This is a genomic window from Eubacteriales bacterium mix99, assembly GCA_038396605.1.
Taxonomy (GTDB): domain Bacteria; phylum Bacillota; class Clostridia; order Caldicoprobacterales; family DTU083; genus UBA4874.
In genome coordinates this window covers 1,896,755-1,918,663 of sequence record CP121690.1, presented here as the reverse complement: position 1 = coordinate 1,918,663, position 21,909 = coordinate 1,896,755, and the positions used below count along the sequence as shown (strand labels likewise).

General features: G+C 47.7%; 19 protein-coding genes. 5 read left to right on the top strand and 14 right to left on the bottom strand.

The genetic code is table 11. The features are described from left to right. Positions 1-48: 48 nt before the first annotated feature. The 4 genes from holA to QBE55_08415 form a co-directional block, all read right to left on the bottom strand. The gene (gene holA / locus QBE55_08430) at positions 49-1,071 is read right to left on the bottom strand and encodes a DNA polymerase III subunit delta (GenBank protein WZL77594.1); all 1,023 of its coding nucleotides are present in this window, start codon (positions 1,069-1,071) and stop codon (positions 49-51) included. 64 nt (positions 1,072-1,135) lie between these two features. Beyond that, entirely contained in the window at positions 1,136-1,564 is a 429-nt protein-coding gene (gene dut, locus QBE55_08425; protein WZL77593.1) for a dUTP diphosphatase, read from the bottom strand. A gap of 130 nt (positions 1,565-1,694) precedes the next feature. Continuing rightward, positions 1,695-2,561, bottom strand: a complete 867-nt coding sequence (locus tag QBE55_08420; GenBank protein WZL77592.1) for a sugar phosphate isomerase/epimerase — start codon at positions 2,559-2,561, stop codon at positions 1,695-1,697. 84 nt (positions 2,562-2,645) lie between these two features. Next, entirely contained in the window at positions 2,646-3,674 is a 1,029-nt protein-coding gene (locus QBE55_08415) for a Gfo/Idh/MocA family oxidoreductase (GenBank protein ID WZL77591.1), read from the bottom strand. Between the two features lie 403 nt (positions 3,675-4,077). On the opposite strand from QBE55_08415, the gene QBE55_08410 reads away from it, so the two are divergent. The 3 genes from QBE55_08410 (at position 4,078) to QBE55_08400 (ending at position 7,495) form a co-directional block, all read left to right on the top strand. After that, positions 4,078-4,602: a spore coat protein gene (locus tag QBE55_08410; protein ID WZL77590.1), complete on the top strand. Its 525-nt coding sequence runs from the start codon at positions 4,078-4,080 to the stop codon at positions 4,600-4,602. Between the two features lie 284 nt (positions 4,603-4,886). Then, positions 4,887-6,098, top strand: a complete 1,212-nt coding sequence (locus QBE55_08405; protein ID WZL77589.1) for an isocitrate/isopropylmalate family dehydrogenase — start codon at positions 4,887-4,889, stop codon at positions 6,096-6,098. Positions 6,099-6,205: 107 nt separating this feature from the next. Continuing rightward, positions 6,206-7,495, top strand: coding sequence for a class II aldolase/adducin family protein (locus QBE55_08400; GenBank protein ID WZL77588.1), 1,290 nt, complete (start codon positions 6,206-6,208; stop codon positions 7,493-7,495). Positions 7,496-7,606: 111 nt separating this feature from the next. Here the strand turns inward: QBE55_08400 and QBE55_08395 are convergent, their stop codons facing one another. The 6 genes from QBE55_08395 to QBE55_08370 all read right to left on the bottom strand — a co-directional run bounded on the left by QBE55_08395 (position 7,607) and on the right by QBE55_08370 (position 14,795). Then, positions 7,607-8,575 (bottom strand): sugar-binding protein, encoded by a 969-nt coding sequence (locus tag QBE55_08395; GenBank protein ID WZL77587.1) that lies wholly within the window; start codon positions 8,573-8,575, stop codon positions 7,607-7,609. A 23-nt stretch (positions 8,576-8,598) separates the two neighbouring features. Beyond that, positions 8,599-9,963, bottom strand: a complete 1,365-nt coding sequence (locus QBE55_08390; protein ID WZL77586.1) for an FAD-dependent oxidoreductase — start codon at positions 9,961-9,963, stop codon at positions 8,599-8,601. A 178-nt stretch (positions 9,964-10,141) separates the two neighbouring features. Continuing rightward, complete coding sequence (locus QBE55_08385) at positions 10,142-11,710, bottom strand: hypothetical protein (protein WZL77585.1); 1,569 nt, start codon at positions 11,708-11,710, stop codon at positions 10,142-10,144. A 149-nt stretch (positions 11,711-11,859) separates the two neighbouring features. Further along, positions 11,860-12,867: a glycoside hydrolase family 130 protein gene (locus tag QBE55_08380; protein ID WZL77584.1), complete on the bottom strand. Its 1,008-nt coding sequence runs from the start codon at positions 12,865-12,867 to the stop codon at positions 11,860-11,862. 27 nt (positions 12,868-12,894) lie between these two features. Continuing rightward, positions 12,895-13,782: a carbohydrate ABC transporter permease gene (locus QBE55_08375; GenBank protein ID WZL77583.1), complete on the bottom strand. Its 888-nt coding sequence runs from the start codon at positions 13,780-13,782 to the stop codon at positions 12,895-12,897. A gap of 29 nt (positions 13,783-13,811) precedes the next feature. Then, positions 13,812-14,795, bottom strand: a complete 984-nt coding sequence (locus tag QBE55_08370) for a sugar ABC transporter permease (protein ID WZL77582.1) — start codon at positions 14,793-14,795, stop codon at positions 13,812-13,814. 344 nt (positions 14,796-15,139) lie between these two features. Here QBE55_08370 and QBE55_08365 point away from each other — a divergent pair, with 344 nt between their 5' ends. Further along, positions 15,140-16,651, top strand: a complete 1,512-nt coding sequence (locus QBE55_08365; GenBank protein ID WZL77581.1) for a response regulator — start codon at positions 15,140-15,142, stop codon at positions 16,649-16,651. A 125-nt stretch (positions 16,652-16,776) separates the two neighbouring features. Beyond that, the gene (locus tag QBE55_08360; protein ID WZL77580.1) at positions 16,777-18,558 is read left to right on the top strand and encodes a sensor histidine kinase; all 1,782 of its coding nucleotides are present in this window, start codon (positions 16,777-16,779) and stop codon (positions 18,556-18,558) included. A gap of 94 nt (positions 18,559-18,652) precedes the next feature. On the opposite strand, the gene QBE55_08355 is transcribed toward QBE55_08360, so the two are convergent. The 4 genes from QBE55_08355 to QBE55_08340 form a co-directional block, all read right to left on the bottom strand. After that, positions 18,653-19,111 (bottom strand): hypothetical protein, encoded by a 459-nt coding sequence (locus tag QBE55_08355; protein WZL77579.1) that lies wholly within the window; start codon positions 19,109-19,111, stop codon positions 18,653-18,655. Positions 19,112-19,146: 35 nt separating this feature from the next. Then, positions 19,147-19,275 (bottom strand): hypothetical protein, encoded by a 129-nt coding sequence (locus tag QBE55_08350; GenBank protein WZL77578.1) that lies wholly within the window; start codon positions 19,273-19,275, stop codon positions 19,147-19,149. 247 nt (positions 19,276-19,522) lie between these two features. Then, on the bottom strand, positions 19,523-20,950 hold the full coding sequence (locus QBE55_08345) for a hypothetical protein (GenBank protein WZL77577.1): 1,428 nt from the start codon (positions 20,948-20,950) through the stop codon (positions 19,523-19,525). Between the two features lie 108 nt (positions 20,951-21,058). After that, positions 21,059-21,907 carry a glycoside hydrolase family 16 protein gene (locus QBE55_08340; protein ID WZL77576.1) on the bottom strand — a complete coding sequence of 283 codons (849 nt, stop codon included), beginning with the start codon at positions 21,905-21,907 and terminating at the stop codon, positions 21,059-21,061. Between the last annotated feature and the right edge of the window lie 2 nt (positions 21,908-21,909).

Sequence of the window (21,909 nt, the reverse complement as noted above, 5' to 3'; positions counted from 1 at the left end):
TTCTGCCCCGGAAGGACTCTTATTATACACTCTATCTTGTTATACACCCTATTCTGATACGCACATTTTGATAACCAGCATTTCCACACCCAGCCGTTCCTTTACTCTGCCATTCTTGATCCCGTAGTCCGCTTCCAGGCAGATATCCAGATCCCTGCGGAGCTGAACCATGGTAAAATTTTGTGACTGATCCATGCCTTTTTTCACGGAATACGGGTGCAGTTTGAAAGGATTGGCCCGAAGTTCCTTCTGAACCGCACGCAGGGAATATCCCTTTTCCGTATAATCCTTACACAGCAGCATGATTTTTATTTGTCTGGCGATCAGGGAGATCAGGCCAAAGACGGATTGTCCGCTGTCCAGCAGGACTTCCAGCAGCTTCAGGGCCTTTGCCCTTTGCCGGGAAGAAATCGCATCCACCAGCTGAAAAACCGTATACTCCGGCGATGGCGTGACAAGTTTGTCAATCTCCTCCATTGTGATACAATCCGAACTGCCGGTATAGGAAGCCAGCTTCCGGATCTCATTGCTGATATCCTCCAGATTATTGCCAACCTGGGTCAGAAAATAGTTTAATTCTCTCCCGGAAATCTCCTTGCCATATTTTCGAAAAGTTTTCGCTGTCCATCTGGACAGCTCAGGATTTTTCAATCTCACAAATTCAACTGTTTCTCCGTTCTTTTTGATTGCCTTGTAGATTTTACGGGTCTTATCCGCTGCACCCCGGTGATAAAAGACCAGGCAGGTATCATCCGCAATCCGATCCAGATACTTTTTCAGGGTTTCCTCATCCCCGCTCTTCTGCCCGCCCAGGCCAACATAATCCTTCACCACGATCAGTCTCCGATCCGACAGAAAGGGAAGCGTCTCACAGGCAGCAATAATGGCATCCGCCGAAGTCTCGGTCCCGTCGATCATCTGATAATTCAGATCCCGAAGCTTCGGGGGAATAAGCCGGTCCGTAAGCTGGGACAAAGCCTGCTCCTTGGTAAACTCCTCCGGGCCGTGGAACAGATACAGTTTTCCCGGCTTTCCGCTGCGGATGGACTTGAAAAGTTGCATATATTCCATAATCAACCGCCTCTCCTTTCCTTTGATTTTCCGATATCCGGCGGCCAGAGCCATTTGGATCAAATCAGACTCCGGTGGAACCGAACCCCTTCTTCCCTCTTTGGCTGCCGGACAAATCCCCGCATTCCTCCACTTCTGCCTGAAGCACATGCTGGAGGACCATCTGGGCAATTTTCATTCCAATCGTTACATGAAAGGTCTTTTTTCCGTGATTGATCAGGATCACACAGACTTCCCCGCGATATCCTTCATCAATGGTACCGGGCGAATTCAAAAGCGTGATCTGATTCCGGAGAGCCAGGCCGCTCCTCGGACGAACCTGTGCTTCCGTGCCTTTGGGAAGCTCCATGGCGATCCCTGTATGGAGCAGCCTGGAGCAGCCCGGCTCAATATTCACTTGCTCTACGGAAAAGAGATCCAGTCCGGCGTCTCCCGGATGGGCATATTCCGGAAGCTTTGCATTCGGGTTGAGCCGTTTGATTTTCAGTTTCATACCATACTCCTTCAACAAATATACACTGTCCCGCCATCAAGGGGTGACAGGCAGCATTTCCACCCATCCCCGATACAGGTGCGCACGGTCCGCACCCAGAGAGTGGACAGCCAGGACATTGGAATACAGACTAACGAAGAATATCCTTCAAAAAGTCCACTGCCAGCCTGATATCCTTTTCCGGCTGTTTACCCACTTCCCTCTCTATGGTGAGAAATCCGTGAAAACCAGCCTCCTCCAGTGCTTTCAAATATTTCGGAAAATCCACATCGCCTTGTCCCAGAGGAGTTTCCAGGAAATAATCTTCCAGGCGGAGATCCTCAATGCCGCCCTCCGCAAAGAAATTGTAGATTCGCTCCGGGTCCGTTTTCTGCTTCATGACGCCATCCTTGGCATGGGTATGAACAATATCGTCCTTCAGGATATGAACCGCTTCCACAGGATCCTCATCCGTTATCATCACCAGATTGGCAGGATCCAGGTTGACCCGGACTCCGCCGGAAGAAAGACTGTCCAGAAATCCCTTCAGCACGGTGGCCTTCTCCGGACCGGTTTCGATGGCAAAATGGGCTCCCACTTCATCCCCATACTCCCCCATGGCACCGAGGGCATCCTGCAGGATCCTGTACTGGTCCTGACCGGGGTCTGAAGGAATGACTCCGATATGAGTGGTAACCACGTCGGTTTCCAGATCCTTTGCCAGATCCATGATCCTTTTGGACTGCTCCACCCGGGCAGGATTGTCCTTTGCTACGGCAAACCCATGTCCTCCCATATCCCCGCAAAGTGCCGACACAACCAGTCCGCTGGATTTGATCCGGTCCAGAATTTCCCTCCGCCTGGCGGCATTCAGGTTCTGAGGAGCCATTTCCCCATTGGTGGCATAAATCTGAATCCCCTCTGCGCCGATTTCCGCTGCCTTTTTGATTCCTTCCGTAATGCCCACGCGGAACGAATCCACCATCACACCGATTTTAAACTGTTCCGTTTGCTTCATTCCTTGCTGCTCCTTCCTCTTACGATTTGTTGGTGCCTTTTCTGCTCCGGAGGTTTACACAAAGTGCTTCCATACGAATCCCCTTTATACAAAAACCCTTCTTTTTTCCTTTCCGGATTGGTATATAGCACAGATCAGCTCCTGCGTCTTTCTTGCTTCCTCTCCGCTCAGGAAAGGCTTCTCCCCTTTTGCAAGGGATTCGTAATAGTCATTGATCTGTTTGGAGTGGCTGATCCCCCAGTAATCCTTTACCGACCCATCTGCCTGAACGGTATCGGCAGGATTCCGATCGGCAGACCATTCCCTTCCATCCTGAAAGCTTATGGTTGCTTTATCGGAAACCATCTTTGCCAGTCCCTTTTCACAGTGAAGCTCCAGTTCAATGGGCGCATCATAGGTATAATAATTCAGGGCGTGAAAAATCGTAAATGCCCCGCTCCGATACTTCACCATTCCTTCGGCACAATCTTCGACCTGCACTCCCGCATGGGCGCGATTGCTGATGTTGGCATCCACATATTCAATGGGGGAATCCATAAACCATCCCATCAGGTCCATGGTATGAATGGCCTGGTTGATGAGAACGCCTCCGCCCTCCTTGTCCCAGGTACCTTTCCAGTCGCTGCTGCTGTAGTAGGTATCCGGACGATACCAGTTGACCCGGAGCCTTCCGGAAAGAATCTTCCCCAACTCCCCGGATTCCAATGTCTTTTTGATCAGAACAGATCCTGCATTGTAACGGTTCTGAAAAATAACGCCAAGTGTGACATGATTCCGTCTGCATGCATCTATCATCCTGTCTGCATCCGCCAGGGCAATGGACATTGGTTTCTCCGTCAGAACATGAACCCCGTGGTTTGCCGCATAAACCGTAATGATCGGGTGCAGATAATGGGGTGTGCAGATATGCACGGCATCCAGGTCTTCCCTGTCCAGCATTTCCTTATAATCCGTGTAGTATCGGCATCCATAACGCTCAGCGGCATGCTTCGCACGATCCTCCCGGATATCACATACCGCAGTCAGCTCTGCAAGTCCGGCTGTTTTCAGGGATGCCAGATGAACGGAGGAAATGGCACCACAGCCAATGAGCCCGACCCTGAATTGTTTCATGTAATGATCACCTTCGAATCCTTTAAAATCAGCAGACCTGCCGATGTATACGGCCATCTGCTGTATAAATGATGCACGGTCCATCAAGGAATATTATATAGAATACACGAATTATTGCAAGGGGAACTTCCATGCTGCGTCAGGCAGCTTTGTTTTCCTTTTGCAGCGCCAGGACCAGCTTGATCTCCCCGTAGTTATAATCGGAAGGCCAGTTGTTCCCTGATACTTGAAACCGGCATCCATTTCCATTCCGCCTTTCTGCAAGCTTATATTTAATCATACCAGAACATATGTTCTATGTCAATACTTTCCTATTGTCCTTCCGCTTTCTTTCTACAGTAAAATCCAGTCCGAAAGAATATTTTTTTGCAAATCAAACAAAATAAGAACGGAGGTGTGTGTAATGAATATGACCCTAACACAGAAAGAACAAGCTCTTTTAAAGGATCAGCAGACTCATGAGAAGATTTGCATCAAGAAATACAACAATTATGCAGATCATGCTCAGGATCCCGAACTGAAGCAAATGTTCCGAACCTATGCCGGCCAGGAACAGCAGCATCTGAACACCCTGGATCAGATGATGAATGGACAGGTGCCCAACATGCAGCAAAACCAACAGGGACAGCAGAACCAGCAAGCCCAACAGAGCCAGCAAAGTCAGCAGAACCAGCTGCAGTCCCAGTCACAGCAGCAGGCAGGGAAAAATCCCATGGACAACGCCATGCAGAACCAAAGTGATGCCGATCTCTGCAACGATATGCTGATGACAGAAAAGTACGTCTCGGATGCATACAACACTGCCGTGTTCGAGTTTGTCAACACCGATGCCCGTCAGGCACTGAATCATATTCAAAAAGAGGAACAGCAGCACGGGGAAGGGATCTTCAACTATATGAACAAGAACGGCATGTATCAGGTTCAATAATAACAAGGTTCGTCGGTCTGTCTGACCAAAATAAAACCGGTTTCTTTCCGGTTTTATTTTTTCTTCTCCATAACGTGATTCTCCTCTTATCCCCTTCCCTTTGTTTCTTCCTGTTTCCCCAGAGCATTTTTCGTCTCCGGCAGTTCTCTTTTTATGCTGCCTGTTTGTATCTTTCCCTGTTCTGTTATATAATGAATCACAGAAAAATGGCATTTATTTTCCTTTCCGGAAGATAAACAGCAAGCACAGAATTATGCGATACGCAAGGAACGGAGGCACATAATATGAACCAGCAGGAAGCAATTGAAACAGCAAAGAATCACCTGGAAAAGGTCCTGAGAGAGCAGTTCGCCCGAATTGAAAGGATGAAAGCCACACAGGATTTCACAGATTACAGTAAGCTGAGCCCCATCGTTATTGGCATCGTGGGCGGGGACGGCATCGGCCCATTTATTACAGCGAAAGCCCAGAAGATATTGGAATTTCTCCTGAAAGAGGAAATTGACAAGGGCAAAATCATCTTTCGGATCATTGACGGTCTGACCATTGAAAACCGTGCCGGACACAATAAAGCCATCCCGGATGATGTACTGGATGAGCTGAAGCAATGTCATGTCATCCTGAAAGGCCCCACCACTACTCCCAGGGCAGGAGATCCCTGGCCCAACATTGAAAGCGCCAATGTGGCCATGCGTAAGGAACTGGATCTGTTTGCCAACATGAGACCGGTGAAGGTACCGGAACAGGGAATCGACTGGACCTTCTTCCGGGAAAACACGGAAGGATCCTACGCCCTCGGCAGTGACGGCATCCACGTCAACAATGATCTGGCGCTGGACTTTACCGTAACAACACAGGAAGGATCCTATCGGATCATCAAATCCGCCTTCGACTATGCCGCAAGGAACGGGATCAATAAAGTCACAGTGGTCACAAAAGCCAATGTGGTGAAAACCACCGACGGCAAATTCCTGGATGTTGCCAGGCAGGTCGCCAAGGAATATCCCCAGGTCGAATGGGACGACTGGTATATCGACATTATGACAGCCAAGCTGGTGGATCCCAAGCGCCGGACCCAGTTCCGGGTCGTGGTGCTGCCCAACCTGTACGGCGACATTCTGACGGACGAAGCGGCTGAATTTCAGGGCGGTGTCGGAACGGCCGGCAGTGCGAACATCGGAACACGCTATGCCATGTTTGAGGCGATACACGGTTGCGCTCCCAGGATGGTGAAAGAAGGCCGCGCCCAATATGCAGATCCCAGCAGTATCATACGGGCTGCCGGAATGCTTTTGGATCATATCGGTTATCAGAAAAAAGCAGAAAAACTCCGGATGGCATTGGATATCTGTAGTCAGTATGAAAAGAAAATGTCCGTCACCGGGCGGGAAAACGGTGCAACCGGGGAAGAATTTTCGGAATATATCATGGCAACCCTGTCCGACCCACAACTGAAACAGAAATGGTCCGCTGCCAGGGATTCCGCAAAAATGTAACGCCGGCAGCGTTGTCCGGTGTCACTCTTCTTGAAAAATGACAGGATGCGGTATAAAATGAATGGAGAAGAACACGTTTGTAATAAAATTGGAGGTTCGGAAAAATCATGAAACACTTCGGTTACATGCATCCTGCCGACCAGCTGGTCATCTTTATGCAAAGGATTTATCAGCGCGGCCTCACCACCACCTCCGGCGGAAATTTATCCGTACTGGATGATGACAGAGATGTCTGGATCACCCCAAGCGGGATTGACAAGGGATCCCTTACCAGAAGGGATATCATGCGGGTTCTGCCCGACGGGAAGACAGAAGGCATACATACACCTTCCGTAGAGCTACCCTTTCATAAAAAAATCTATGAAAAGCGCCCCGACATCAAAGCCATCATCCACGCCCATTCCCCGGCATTGATTGCATTCAGTCTCGTCCGGAAGATCCCGGGTACCCGGTTCACACCCGACATTCATTTTACCTGCGGGAAAGTCGGAATAGCGGCATATGCCGTTCCGGGCAGCAGGGAACTGGGTGACAACATCGCGGAAAAGTTCAGTGAAGGCTGTGACATGGTCATATTGGAAAACCATGGCGTGGTGGTGGGAAGTACCGATCTTTCCCATGCATACGCGATGTTTGAAGCTCTGGAATTTGCCGCCCGTACGGAAATTGAAGCAGGAAAAATGTCCGGCCCGGTGGAGCTGACAAAGGAACAGCTGGAAATGGCAAAATGCGAACAAACTGAACGGTACGCGGAACCTCAGAAGACCTTTTCCAGCGAAGAACGGGATGCCCGCCGGAATATATGCGCATTTACGCACAGAGCCTATGACCAATTCCTGTTTACCTGCACGCAGGGGATCTTCTCACAGCGTCTTACGGATGGAACTTTTCTGACTGCGCCTCGTTCTGCCGATCGAAAATATATGGAGGAAGCGGATATCCTGCATATAGGAAGGAATCCAAAAGAATCCGGAAGCGGACAGAATTGTTTCATAGGATTGATTCAGGCCATCTATCAAAAACATCCGGATATTCATTCGGTGGTGATTGCCCGCTCGCCCAACATCATGGCTTTTGCCATAACACACAATGAACTGGAGACCAAAACCATACCGGAAAGCTATCTTCAGCTGAGGAATATAAAGAAGATTCCTTTCGAATCCATTTTCAGGCATCCGGAGGAAACGGCAGCAATGTTTTCCGTCAAAATTCCCATTCTTCTCGCGGAAAACAACTGCATCCTCGTAACCGGCAATTCCCTGCTGAATACCTATGACCGTCTGGAGGTGGCAGAATACAGTGCCAGGGCAATCCTGTCTGCCAAAACCCTTGGAGATCTGGTACCCATCAATGATCAGCAAGTCCGCGACATTGAAGTGGCCTTCCATATGAAATAGCATAAACAGCCCCGGAAGATAAGAAAGCCGCCCAGTGCAAAGGCCGCCGCCAACACCCGATACGGGTACTTGACAGCGGCCTTTTTATAACACCTGCCAACATCTGATTTTTCACCAGAAAGCCAGCAGGATATCCTGAAACCCCTTGCATCCACCTGACTCAGGCTCCTCCGATTTCCACTCATAATTGATGCCGGGAGAGGAAAAACAAACCATGTCCCGTACACCGTCGTTATTGATGTCATCGTTGATCTGGAACCCAATGCCAATGGAAACATCGTTGCCCTTCCAGATCCGTTCCCTGAGAGACTCGCTTAATCCGACACGCAGCTCAATATTATACCCTTTGTCCGTTTTCACTGCAGCATAGGCATGGGGCATGCCTGCCTCACGTTCTTTCGGCTCGATCGTTTCATCGGTCAGAGACGCAAATCCGACGCGCAGGCCGCCCTGCTCCCCGTCTACCGGATATCGTTCATCGGTTTCCGGTGTGTTCAGATAATCAAAGAAAAAACAAACCCCTTCGCTGACATCATCCTGTACCTCATTCAAAGCGACCTTGTCACAGGGGGTGGTATCGGCGACCTCGGCAAAGCAATAAAGATATTTGTCATCATAAACCGTGCTCACTGTCCCGTGGGCCTGTGCATCAGCCACTGCTGAACCGCTCACACCCACATTCACCCGGGCAGCTGTGCTGTTGTCATATGCGCTGTCTTTCTTGCCGTCCACCTCTGCGCTGCCGTATGCTGCTTTCAGATCTTTGGTGCCAGCTGGTTCCCCTTCCGGCACAGGACGAATTGTCTCACATTTGCGTCCCGGGACAAATTTCATATAAATCCCGTAATGGTCCGACAGACAGCCTTCGCCGCTTCCATCACCTGCATCCACTGCAGAAGTCAGGATCTCATAATGTGTCACACAGGCATTGTCTGATGTGATAAAGGCAATATCAATCGGAAGGCCAAACGCACTGGGAATCTTTCCGAAATCGTGATACGACGCGCCCCAGTTTACCAGCTTCTCTTCCGGCAGGCAATAAGCGCCGTCTGTGATCTTCACCGGTTCATTGGAAACCATTCCGTCCGGTATTCCTCACAGCATCAAACAAATCGAGCGCCTTTCTCCTTCATGAGGTTTCGCACCCTGACACCGTCCAGTTCGTGGATTCCAACATTTTCATTTAAGGAGATGGCCGCTGCAATCCCACAGGCTTCTCCCATGGCTCTGCAGGTAGGCATGATGCGGAGCGAACTCTGAGCAATAAAGTCCGAACCGATACATCTTCCCGCCACCAGCAGATTGGCAATCCCTTTGACTGCCAGACAGCGGTAAGGAATTTCATAAAAGGGCCGGGTATCTTCATTATTTTGCCGGATCTTTATATTGCGAAGCTTTCTTCCATGAATATCCACCGGATAGTTGGACTGCGCAATGGCATCTTCGAATTTGCGGTGAGAAAGCACATCCTCCGCTGTCAGATTATAATCTGCAACGATCCTGCGGGATTCCCGAATACCTACCATGGCAGAAATATCGGAGATATACGCATCGTCAAACCCTTCGAAATATTTCCTGTAAAAGCGCAGCTGGCGAAGAATTGCTTTCTTCCCGTGCAGCTGAACATACGTGAGATCCCTATTGTCCGTTCCGTTTGTATTTTCAAAAAACTCCGGGCAATTGAATGCCAGGCAGTCCTTCCGGCCGGGTACGCTGAATACCTGCCAATAAGTCGCATCTTCCCGGGTAATGTCCCCTTTTTCCACCGCATCCAGAAATACAGGCTCAAGAGGCCATTTCCCTGTATTGGGTATGGTCATGGCGGTACTGATCCCCCGGTTCGGATCGTACTCCTCCGGCTGATCCCGATTCTCATATTGCTGCAGAAAGTCCCGGAATTTTGGGATATCAATCCCTCCGATCATATACCGAAGGGAAACCGGCTGGTTCTTTACCGTCTCTTCCTCTCCGGCAGCAAAACCGGCCTTTGCCAGGCAGGAAACATCCCCGTCTCCCGTCGCATCGATATAAACCTTTCCGGTGATCCGGCCTCTTCCGGATTTGTTATGGACGACGATCCCCCGGATCACATTGCCTTCTCTTTTTACATCGGTAATCAACGTATGATAAAGAATTCTGACGTTTGCCTTTACCAACAAATCTTCCAGAACAATGGAGATCACTAGCGGATCAAACGAAGATCCATCTCCGCTGGCAGCCCCCAGCTCCAACAATCTTTCATTGATCTCCTGACTCAAACAGGAATTCATGGGATTCCCCCTGATATGGGTGTGCATCATCGGCGTTACCAGGGACAAAGGTGCACTTCCCCCTGCAATACCAAACTGCTCGATCAGAGCAACGGTTTTCCCTTCTCTTGCCGCTGCAATGGCCGCTATGGAACCAGCCGTTCCGGCACCGCATACCACAACATCTGCCGTATCGGTAAACTGATATTCTGAATTCATATCGTTCAGGCCTCCTCTGAAGTGTAATTATTCTATGCAAAGCAAAAAAGACAAAAGCCTGAAAACCCGGAAATTTGTTTTCACGGCTATCAGGCTTTGCCTTTCCCAAATAAACTTATCTGCTCGCTCCAACCCACATCTTAAGAGGTGGGCTTTCATTTGTAACCCGAGGTACTTCTTATTTCATCGTATCCCTGTTCTCTTCGTGCCATTTCTGCATAGCGGCTTCATATTCCTTTCCGCCGGTCTTATCCCATTCCGCAATGATTTTATCAATGGCCTTTTGTGGATCTTCCCCATTGGCAATGGCCTGAATCATCTTGTCATCTGTCATGGTGTTCAGGGCTGTGGAGTTATCCCTCACTTCCGGCAGAGAGGATGCATAGGACTCATAATAGTTCCGGACATCATAATCCCCCACTCTGGAGTTGATATTATCATAGAGTTCCGCAGCCGCATCAGTTTTCCTTGCCCTGGCCTGCCACATTTTAAACACATCATCGGTTGGAACTACACCAACAAGTTTATCCGAATTGGTGAAGTCATCGAATGCAGGAAATATGGGATAATACTTGTCATCCTTTATCTCATAGGATTCCCCTTCTTCTCCGATATAGATCTTCCTGAAGTTCTCCTTGTCGGATATAATATTGAACCAGTTGATGGCATGCTCCGGGTTTTTCGCGGTTTTCGGAACGCAGACCGCTCCTTTGATACCTTGATTTACGAAAATGGGCGGTTTGGCATCGGCATCTTTCGCCACAGGAGTGGCAATCTTAACTTTGGTATCACTGCCTGTCGCTTGAAACGCATCGTAGATTCCATCAATATCAAAAAACTTTACCGGATAAGCCAATGTGGTTCCGTTGGTGAATTTTTCCTTCGCTGTATCGCCGGTATTGATTGGCATGTCATTGTCCAGCAAACCTTCCTTGTACAGCTTCTGCATAAAGCCAAGATAGTCCACTGTTGCAGAAACCTTGATCCGGGGCAGATATTCGCCGTCCACCTCATACCAGCCTGCTTCGCCCATCCCAAATCCGGACATAATGTAAGGGAGCCAGCCTGTGGCAGCTGTTGTAAACGCCGGCTTGCCGGTTTTATCCGTATATGCCTTCAAAACATCATATAATTCATCCAGATTGGTGGGTACATCCTTTCCCAATTCCTCCAGATATTTTGCGTTGAAACCAATCCCGCCTTTTAAAATACCATAGGGATCCCCGCCCGGCTGCGGCCCATCAAATGCCTCCAATGGAATCGCATAGACTACCCCATCTTCAGTTGTCATGGACTGAATTGCCATATTAGAAACGCCTGCAAGAATATTTTCCCCATACTTATCCAGCAGCGGCTTCAAATCCTGCACGGCATTCTTTTCAAACAACTGACTTGCTTCGCTGGCACCGATCCTTAAAAGAAGATCATAGGATTCCCCTCCTGAAATCTCAAGGAACAGCTTTTCATCCGCATTTTCCTGCGGCAAACCAAACCATTTCACCTGATAGCCGGTCATCTCTTCCTCAAGCTTGGTTCCTGGCTGCTCATTAAAGTTATATGGCTGATAAGCCGTCAGGATTTTCAGTTCCGGCTTTTCACCGGACAGGACAGAATCTTCTGATTTTGCCGGCTGTTTCGATGCAGCGGGATTTTCATTGTTGCCCTTCCCGTCCTTGTTGGCGCCCCCGCATGCAGCCATGGAAAACATAAGAGCTGCCGATACAAAAACGCTTAACAATTTTTTCATAAATAAAGTCCTCGCTATTCTATAAGTTTTATTTATATCAAATCAAACACTGTGAGAATCACTTATCACAACCTTCAATTCAATAACATTGCTGAAGTTTTCCATCCCCTTAGAGTCTGTACAATGACCTGTCACTTTGGCCCTTTTTTTCAGCTGCAGGGCGGTTTGCAAAGTGCGATCAGATCTTCCAAGCCGGCTGTTGCCAGACACTCCACGGTATCCGAAGCTCCATAGTAAATTTTTACCTCGCCGTCGTCTTCCACAATCATTCCACCCGGAAAAATCACGTTGGTACGGAACCCCTTCTCCGTTTCCCACTCGGTTTCCGGTGCGATCAGGGGGAATTTGGACAAACCAATCACCTTTTCAGGATCTTCCGGATCCAACAGCATAATGCCGGCGCAATAGCATTTGGTCCACTTATCGTCCCAGCCATTTTTGCCCCGGCTATCGTCACGCTGGACTGCATGAAACAATGTGAGCCAACCATATTTTGTTTTGACCGGCGGCGCCCCGGGTCCTGTTTTGTCATTGGCAAACGGTACATCTTCCACGGTCAGGACCAGTTTGGAATCCCCCCAATAGCGCAGGTCCGGCGAAAAGGACATCCAGATATCAAACCGATCCTTACCGCCCCGGGAGTAAACAGGAAATGGCCGCTCCAGCCGTACATATCTGTCATGGATCTTTTCCGGGAACAGCACCATGTTGCGATTATCCGGGACTGTCATGGAAAGCACTTCGATTTTTTCAAAGTCCTCTGTTACAGCGATCCCGCCCCGTAAGCCATGTTTGGTATCCACTGCAAAACACAGATACGCCCGTCCGTCGAGAATCGTCAGTCTGGGATCATACACTCTTGTAATCTCCGGATCTCCCATATCCCCGGCAGTCAGAAAAGGCTTTTTCCTCACAGACCACTTCTTTCCGTCTTCACTGAATGCAATGCCAAGATTGCACCCGCGAAAACCACGTCCGGGTATAGAACCATAATCGTTTCGGAAAACCATGACATATTTCCCCTCGTATTTGGCGACACCTGCATTGAAGACACAGTCAGCCTGATAGGGGATATCTTTGGCGGAAAGTACCGGAGCACCATCGTTGTACCGCTGAATAACCGGGCTTGTTTTATATTCCGGCATCATTTGTGGCATAAATAAGTCTTCCTCTCCTAAATTTTGTTATCCTTTTACGGATCCTATAGTCATGCCCTTCACAAAATACTTCTGCAGGAAGGGATAAAGGATCAGGATGGGCAGCGTGGATACCACAATGGTAGCGGAACGGACACTCTCTCCCGTCAGATTCATGGCAGAGTCAATGTCCGCAATGTTCCCGGTTTCATCAATGGTGTTCATCGCCTCGGTAATCAGGTCATACAGATACTGCTGCAGGGGCTTCAGCGAAGCATCCGTGATATACAGAACCCCGGACATGTAATTGTTCCAGAAACCCACCCCATAAAACAGGGTCACTGTTGCCAATACCGGCAGCGACATGGGAAGCACAATCCGGATCAAGGTACACATATTGGATGCCCCGTCTATCTTTGCCGCTTCCTCTATGGTCTCCGGCAGGGATTCAAAGTAATTCTTTACGATGAACATATTGAACACCGAAAAGGCACCGGAAAACACCAGGGCCCATATGGTATTGGTCAGTTTCAGGGACCGGTACATCAGATAATTGGGAACCATGCCGGCATTGAACAGCATCACAAACACAAAGATGTACAAAAAGAACTTCCGTCCCCTCAGCTTTGGCTTGGAGAGCGGGTACGCCACAGAAACCGTCAGCAGCATGGCAATCAAAGTGCCCAGTATGGTAACGATGACCGAAACCCGGAAGGAGCTGCCGAACTCCGGCTTCTTTAAAACATAGAGCACCGTATCAATCTGCGGATCAATGGGCCAGAAGGATACCAGACCTGCAATCACCGGTCCCTCCGAGCTGAAGGCCTTGGCCACCACCTGCAGCACAGGAAGCAGGGTTACCACTCCAAACAGACACATGACCGTGATATTGATCACATCAAATGCCGTAACTTTCCTTTTCTTTTTCTCTTTCATGCAGCAATTCCTTTCTATGATGGTGTCCGCTACCAGATACTTTTCCCGGTGGCCTTTTTGGCAAATCGATTGGAAGACAGGACCAGGATCAGTCCAATGACGGAGTTGAACAGCCCAACCGCCGTGCCGGTGCTGAAATCCATCTTGCCAAGGCCCATCCGATATACATAAGTTCCAATGATATCTGCCGAATCATAAACCGTCGGGTTATACATGGCAAAAATCTGTCCAAACCCGGCATCCATAATACTTCCCATCCGCATGATCAGCATCATGACCACAGTGGGAAGCAGTCCCGGCAGTGTAATATACCATATCTGCTGGAAACGGGAGGCACCGTCCACCACAGCGGCCTCATAGCATTCCTGATCCAGTCCGGCTATGGCGGCGAAGTAGATAATCGAACTCCATCCGATTTCCTTCCACCCATCGGAAAAAATCAGAACCTTTCGGAAAACGCTGTTGTCCATCATAAACTTCACTTTCTCAAATCCCAGATCCACCAACATCTTATTGACAGGCCCCGTAGAACTCAGCAAGGTAACGAACAGGCCGGCAACAACCGCCCAGGAAAGAAAATGCGGCAGATAGACAACCAACTGCAGTCCTTTCTGAAACTTCACACTTCGGACCTCATTCAGGAAAATCGCAAACAAAATGGGGATCGGAAAGATAAAGATGATCTTGTAGAAGCTGATGAGCAGTGTATTGGTCAGTGCCCGTTTGAAATCCGAACGGGCAAATACATTGATAAAATACTTGAATCCCACCCACGGACTGGCACCGATGGACTTCCAGGGGGTGTCCGCTGCAAAAAGATTATAGTCCTTGAATGCAAGAGTAATCCCATACATGGGTATGATATGAAACAGTATTACAAACACCAATGCCGGGACCATCAAAAGATACATGTCATAATTCTTAAGAAAATATCTTCCGAAGAATTCCTTTTTTTCGAGCCGTGGCCTTCCCACAGCCGATACATTTTTCATCATTTTCGTTTCTCTGCTCATTCTTTCCCCTCTGTTCCATATTTGATTTCAGGAGCCACTTCCAATATAACTATTTTATCTAACATATTGTTAAACATATATATATTTAACCGCTAAAAGTTAGCATAAAATTTAAAGAATGAAGATAAGCCGGGCAGTACATTGATGCTTTCTTTTGATTATTTACACTATCCTGCTTTTTCAGGCCTTCGGTCAAGTTGATAAAAAATGTGGCTTATATTATAATAACTATGGTGAATTTATGCCGTTTCGACAAGTTTTCTTATGCACAACAAAAAAGGCCCTTACTTTTTCGGGATGGCTGGGGATTGTTTGGGTTTGTGTTCATGGAGGTCGGTTGATATATGTACAAAATGCTGGTGATAGAAGATGAGCCTGCGACCATATATGGAATTAAAACTGCTGTGAACTGGGAACGGCTTGACGTCATGATTTGCGGCGAGGCTTCCGACGGTTTAGAGGCTTATCCGCTCATCGAGGATATCCGGCCGGATATCATCCTGTGCGATATCCGTATGCCGAAAATGGACGGCATTACATTGATCAGCGAAATCCAGCCCCGTTATCCCGGAATCAAGGTAATCTTTATAAGCGGTTATTCCGATAAGGAATACCTGAAAAAGGCAATCAAGCTGAATGTAGTGGACTATTTGTACAAGCCTCTGGAATTATCGGAATTGATACAGGCTGTGGAAAAGGCAAAAAAAGCCTGCCGGATGCATATCACAGCGCAGAATATCCCCGACAATAATCTGGCTTTGAACCTGATCCAGGAGGGATGGCATCCGGAAACGAATGTAAACAAGCTCCCTATCACCCTGAACGATACCCTGATTACCGTGATCGTGAAATTTAACATGAATCTGGACAGCTCACTGGAAAATGAATCCATTACGCTTAATCGCTATTTTCCGGAGTTTCAAAAGATCCTTTCCGAAGCCTTCCGGAAGCATTATGTTGCTTCTCCTCTGAACAACAGTCTCATACTGCATGCCAACCTCTCTTCGGATCCTATGCAGTGCAGGGAAAGTTTTCATCAGCTAAACCGGCTTTTCGGGCTGGCGGGGGGAGCCGCCCGGCACATGGCAATGGGGATCAGCAATCCCGTGGAATCCGCTGCCACCCTGAAGGATTCCTTTCAGCAAGCCAGGATGGCGGTGCATTCCTCTTTCTTAACCGGCTATGGCAAACAGATTTTTTACAGAAACCTGAGCAGGACACCTTTCCGTCCTTCCCTGGACCTGGAGAATCGATTCTTCCATCAGATCAACGTGAACAATATGGCAACGGCCATTGACTTCCTGGAAGATTATATTGACTACATGGAGAAATGTCGTCCGGAAGACATTCCAGCCATCAAAGACGAGCTGGCCAGCATTTCCTTCCGGCTGAACCAAAAGCTGAAAGGACAGGAAGGGATGCAGCGGTCCTTTGTCACCGAGACCATTAGCTACGCTTTGGAGATTACGGATATTCAAAAATATCTGATGCGCCTCCTGAAACAGATTTTATCCGAGATCAACAACCTGGACAACAAAGGCCGGATTATCTTCGATACGGAAAAGTATATTCTGGAAAACTACGATAACGATCTGAGCATTCAAAAGATTGCTGATCACGTGTTTATCACCCCCACCTACCTCTGCCACCTTTATAAAACCAAGACCGGCAGAACCATCAATCAGTTTATTCTGGAAGTCAAGATGAACAAATCCAAAAAGCTGATTACGCAAACCAACATGAAAATCAAGGAGATTTCTGATAAGATGGGGTACAGCAATCAGAACTACTTTACGCGGACATTTACAAAATATTTTGGCGTCACACCGAGTACCTTCCGCAATAAAAGGCTCTGACTACTGATACGTGGGCCTACTGATAAGAGGGTGCTGAAACGGCACAATGGCTTTGACTGACACCTGACACGGAGCTCTGCAAGATACGGGGAGCCAAACCCAAAAGAAGGAGTGAAGCGACCAGTATGAAATGGCTGGATTCCATAAAGCGGGCTTATCTGGACAGCTCTTACCAAAACAAACTGATTCTGTCCATGTTTGCCATCGTTATGCTGCCGGTTATCGTGTTGACTACGTATTCCTATTATCAGAATATTCAGATGGTCAAACGCCAGTCTATTTCCCTTTCTGAATTGTATCTCCGTCAGACAGAGACTTCCATAAACTCGAGGATTACGGAAATTGCCAATGCCGCCCTGAACCTGTCCAGAAACAAAAATGTCACGGAGATCCTGGCAAAGGATCCGGACTCCGTTCCGATTGCAGAGCAGATCGAGGATTTAAATGACCTTGACATTATTGCAGCCCGTTTCCGGAACTCCGATGCCGTCTACAAAATACGGATCTATGTCAGGAACGGTTTCCTGTACAGTGACCGAAACGACCTGACCTACAACCTGGATCAGATCCAGGAAGAAAGCTGGGCAAAACCCCTGAGGGAATCCTATTCCGTTATCTATTTTACGAATCCCTATGATTACACCTACATTCTCAGCGATAAGCAAAGACTCATTTCCGCCATTGTACCCATACGGAATCCCAAAAATTTTGATGAATTCATCGGCATCATAAGCGTGGACATGCTGGAAGGCGATATTCTGGATCTGATGCAGACTGCCGATTACAGCAAAAAAGGAAAAATCCTGATTACCAATCAGGCATATGCCCCCCTGATTTCCTATACGGCAAACAAGAAACTGTTTCCCCATGAAATACCTGAAAAGATGATCCACAACCTGGATCCGTCCTATATTACAACGGACAATGATTATGTGATCGGCAGAACGACTCTTTGGAATAACTGGATGCTGATCACCATATCCTCCATGGAAGATCTGCTAAGCGTGCAGTCCGGCCTGAGAAAACAGTTCATCCTGCTGGTCCTGATTGCCGGAGTCATTGTCTACTGTCTGTCCTGTTTCTATGGACGACAGAACGCAAAACGAATCAACCTTCTGGCAAAACAGATTCGGGGAGTGGAAAGCGGAAATTTCAATGTAAACTGCATTGTGGACAGTGCGGATGAAATCGGGGAGCTTCAAACAAGCTTCAATTATATGGTAAAAAAGGTGAACTCCCTCATGAAGAAACAATACCAACTGGGTAAGAATCTGAATACCATGGAGCTGAAAGTCCTGCAGGCGCAAATCAATCCCCATTTCCTGTACAATACCCTGGATCTCATCTCCTGGACGGCAAAACGCAATGATATGGAAGAAGTATGTGATATTGTCATCAAATTATCCCGGTTCTACCGAATCAGTCTGAGCAATGGCAGTGATTACATTTCCATTGCCAATGAAGTGGAGCATGTTCGTCTCTATGTTGAGCTCCAGAATCTCCGCTTCTTAAAGGATATCGAGCTGAAAACGGAAGTGGATCCGGAACTGGAAGACTATCGGATCATGAAGCTTCTGCTCCAGCCGATTGTTGAAAACAGCATTCTGCACGGGATCGCCAATTCCGATAAAGAAAAGGGAATCATCTTCCTCTCGGTCCAGCCGGTCGAAGGCATGATACGGATTACCATCCGGGACAACGGAATCGGTATGAATCAGACTACCATTTATCGGCTGATGACCTATGATGAGATCCCGAATGAAGGACAGGATACAGGAGGTTACGGACTTAAAAATGTGATCAACCGTCTGAAGCTTTACTATGATAATCAGGCCCGGATCACTTTCGATTCCACGCCGGAGGAAGGAACCTCCGTAACCATTCTGATCCCTCATCTTCCGCAGTAAATAGCACTGCTTCAATGGAATACTTTTCCCGGCAAGGTTATCTTCTTCGCAGACATCCGGTTATAAGCCGTTTGCATAATTTCCACATATCTTTTCAGCCCCATGGAATCCAACCAGGAGTAACATAACGGATATCTTTGCCGTTTTCAGATACCCGATAGAACTCTTCGTTGAATTTCAGATTCTTTATGACCTTCTTTACTTCCCTGCCTTTCTCTATACAAAGAAATTCTATCCGGCTTACTTTCTTAAAAATATCTTCCTCATTTTTTGAGTTATAGATCATGATTGCACGCACAGTGTGCGGTTTATTGAAGTGAAAGGCAAACGTCGATGTGCCATTGACCAGAGTCTCCTTTACATGAATTCTGATAAACTCCGTTTCGTTTTTGTAAAGGGAGAACAATCCATCCGTAAGATACTTATCATCTGAATCCTTTGCCAGCTCTCCACATGTAATGGTTGCTTTCGGTGCAATGTTCCTGTATCCGCTGTATTCATCCATGCATGGATGAATCGATGAGATCGGCTCATTTGCGTACAGAACATCCAAATCGCTGTCATTTTTATCCCTGATCGTTACCCACTTTACTTATACTCTGCGCCCAACTGGCTGAGACCTTCACACAGGCTGTCAAACAGCACCTTGCCTGCGCCCATGCCGTGATATGCCGAATGCACACCGATGCCGGCATTTTGTAATAAATTTTCACTCATGCGATATGATTATGCTATGATCCTTGTATTCTGATGGGGTGCTCCCGGTTTCCTTTTTGAATAGATCAGACGATCCAATATCTGAAAGGCCATGATTGTTATGAAGAAATATAGTGTTACACCATACACATACCGGAAAAATCTTTGCAGCGTCGTCCAGGCGGCTGAACCAAAAGGACTTCAGGGGGACTATGATTCACAGTCTCTGAAGTCCAAAGATAAAACGTAAAACAAGCAGTCGAATGGATCAAATCACGGTCAGATCAAAATCAAGCATATCCGCAAGTATCGTCAGTTCATTTAAATAATTGCCCTTTGTGATACCATAGTGTTGTGTAACACCTGCATCCACTAATTTTCCAAAAAATTCCCCGGCGGGAATCCGGCTTCGAAACAGGCCATGAGAATATCCGGCCAGAAAATGTTTGGTTTTTACGGCATCAATAAGGCTGCAAACCATTTTAAAATGTCCATTTGCATGGGAAATATGAACAATCGTTTTTTCACCCGGCGCAAATACATTCCAGGCAAAGGGTGCACCGGCATGCTTGTAGCCGGACTTCGCGAAGCGTGCATCAATGGATAAAATGGTGGAACTTGCCGGATCCGTATAATCATTTGGGCCGGCATGTCCGGCAGCAAACAGTCCTGTGCGCTTGTCAATATAAAAAGGCTCAATGAAATTCACATGCCCGCCGGACAGTTTCTTTAAGATATAGCAGGCAAGGCCTCCGCCCAGGTCCCCTTCCGGAACTACCATAATATCCTCCGTACCAGGACAGGGAGTAAAGCCTGGCCGCAAGCCGATTTTCTGCATTAGCGTCTCATCGATATCGTTCAGGACCAACAGCTCTATATTGTTATGACGGGAGATCTCTTCCAAACCGAGAGAGGCTTCCACGGAAGCAAACATCTTTTCCTTATTGATCTGGCCATCGGAAGGATAGATGTCCAATATCTGATTCATGACATGGAGGGTTCTTTCTTTTGGAATCTGCTCAATTTCCTCTTCCAGTCCGGAAACGGACAGAAATCTCAGCTCTGGACCAACTTTCAGAAACAGGTCATATGGATCCACATAGGTAGACCACATTGCTTCGTTATAAGAGGGAAGAAGCCCGAAGGAGGTCTGGCGAAGCGTGGAGCGCAGTTTTGCAGCACACGCCGTTTCATGGGCCTTTTTCATTACCTGCTCCATGGTGCCGATCACCGTATATAGCATGGGCCGCTGGAAACGCCGGATGGATCCTGATGCTTCCAGTGTTCCAACGAGTCCACCGGCAGAAAGAAACTCTATAAATCGATCTTCCTCCATGGAATCCTCAAATCCCGGCTCTTCACGGGTAATGGCTGCAAACAGGATGGGCACCTCCGACATATCCCGAAGAAATCGGATCCAGGCAAAGTCGTCCGACCAGGATAAAAAAAGTGCGAACACCATATCCACGTCGTTCACTTTGAACGCATGGACAGCTGCCTTCACATTTTCACGGGTGTATACGATACCGGGAAATATTTTATCCGCAAAGTCCAGCTCCTGCAACAGTTGCTGGGATTCTTTTTCCTTTCTTTCCCGGTAAGTACCATGCTCCGTCCCTTCCCCCAGGTTGCGGAAGCGTGGGGAAGCAATCATCAATACTCCCATAAGTGGTTTTCGACTGTTGTGTTTTGTCAAGACAAGCGGCTCCTTTCCTGATTTATGGTTTACAAAACATCTGCTTTCCGTTCATTTATTGGTGGAGTCGATAGAATCATTTATCCTCCTCCTCTTCCAAACTTCTTTTCAGAGCTCATCAAAGACCCGTACATAATCCACCGTAAAGCAATCCGGCAGCACAGCGGCTAGAAGCTTGTCATCGGGTGTTCTTCCATTACCTTTCCGATAGCCCTTACATTCGGTTGTCAACAGGATAAACTGTTCCACTTTTGACACATACTCATTTGTTCTTGCTGTTTCCTTTCCATCACAATAAAACACATAGCCCTCTTCGCTCCAATGTACTCCAAAACGATGGAATCCATCCTCTGACTCCCTGATATGATATCGAATTCTTGCATCTGATTTTTTATGGCTGCCGTATCCTCCGAATATATTTCCACTCGTTACCTCTCCGTCACGTGTAAAGTTCTCCATAATATCGCATTCTATGCCGCTATATGACGGGTCATATGCAGTGCCGATCGATGGAGACTGAAGCCAAAAAGCCGACCACCAACCCGGTTGCTTCTGCAACTTGCAGCGGACCTCATAATATCCATATCGATGCATGAACTTAGGCTTTGGGAGCTCGCCAAGGGGCCAAATTTCATTTTCCGCTCCTGGAATACTCGGGGCATTGGCAATTTGCTGATACCGATTGGGCAGGTCAAATGAATTGGATCCTGTCTGAAGCTGAGCGGAATAAAACTGTCCATCCTTTTCAAGAAGATGGATCTCCACATTGCTTTTCCCGTCCAGTATGATACCTTTGTCTGTATAGGTTTGGAATCGTTTCCCCCAAAAATTAAGCCGAAAATCCCATTTCCCCCGATCCAATTCGGTCCCATCGAACTCGTCATGCCACACGAGTTTCCAGTTATACGCCTTTGGAAGAAGACTTGGTTCATGGTCAATTACTATATACTCTTTCATTT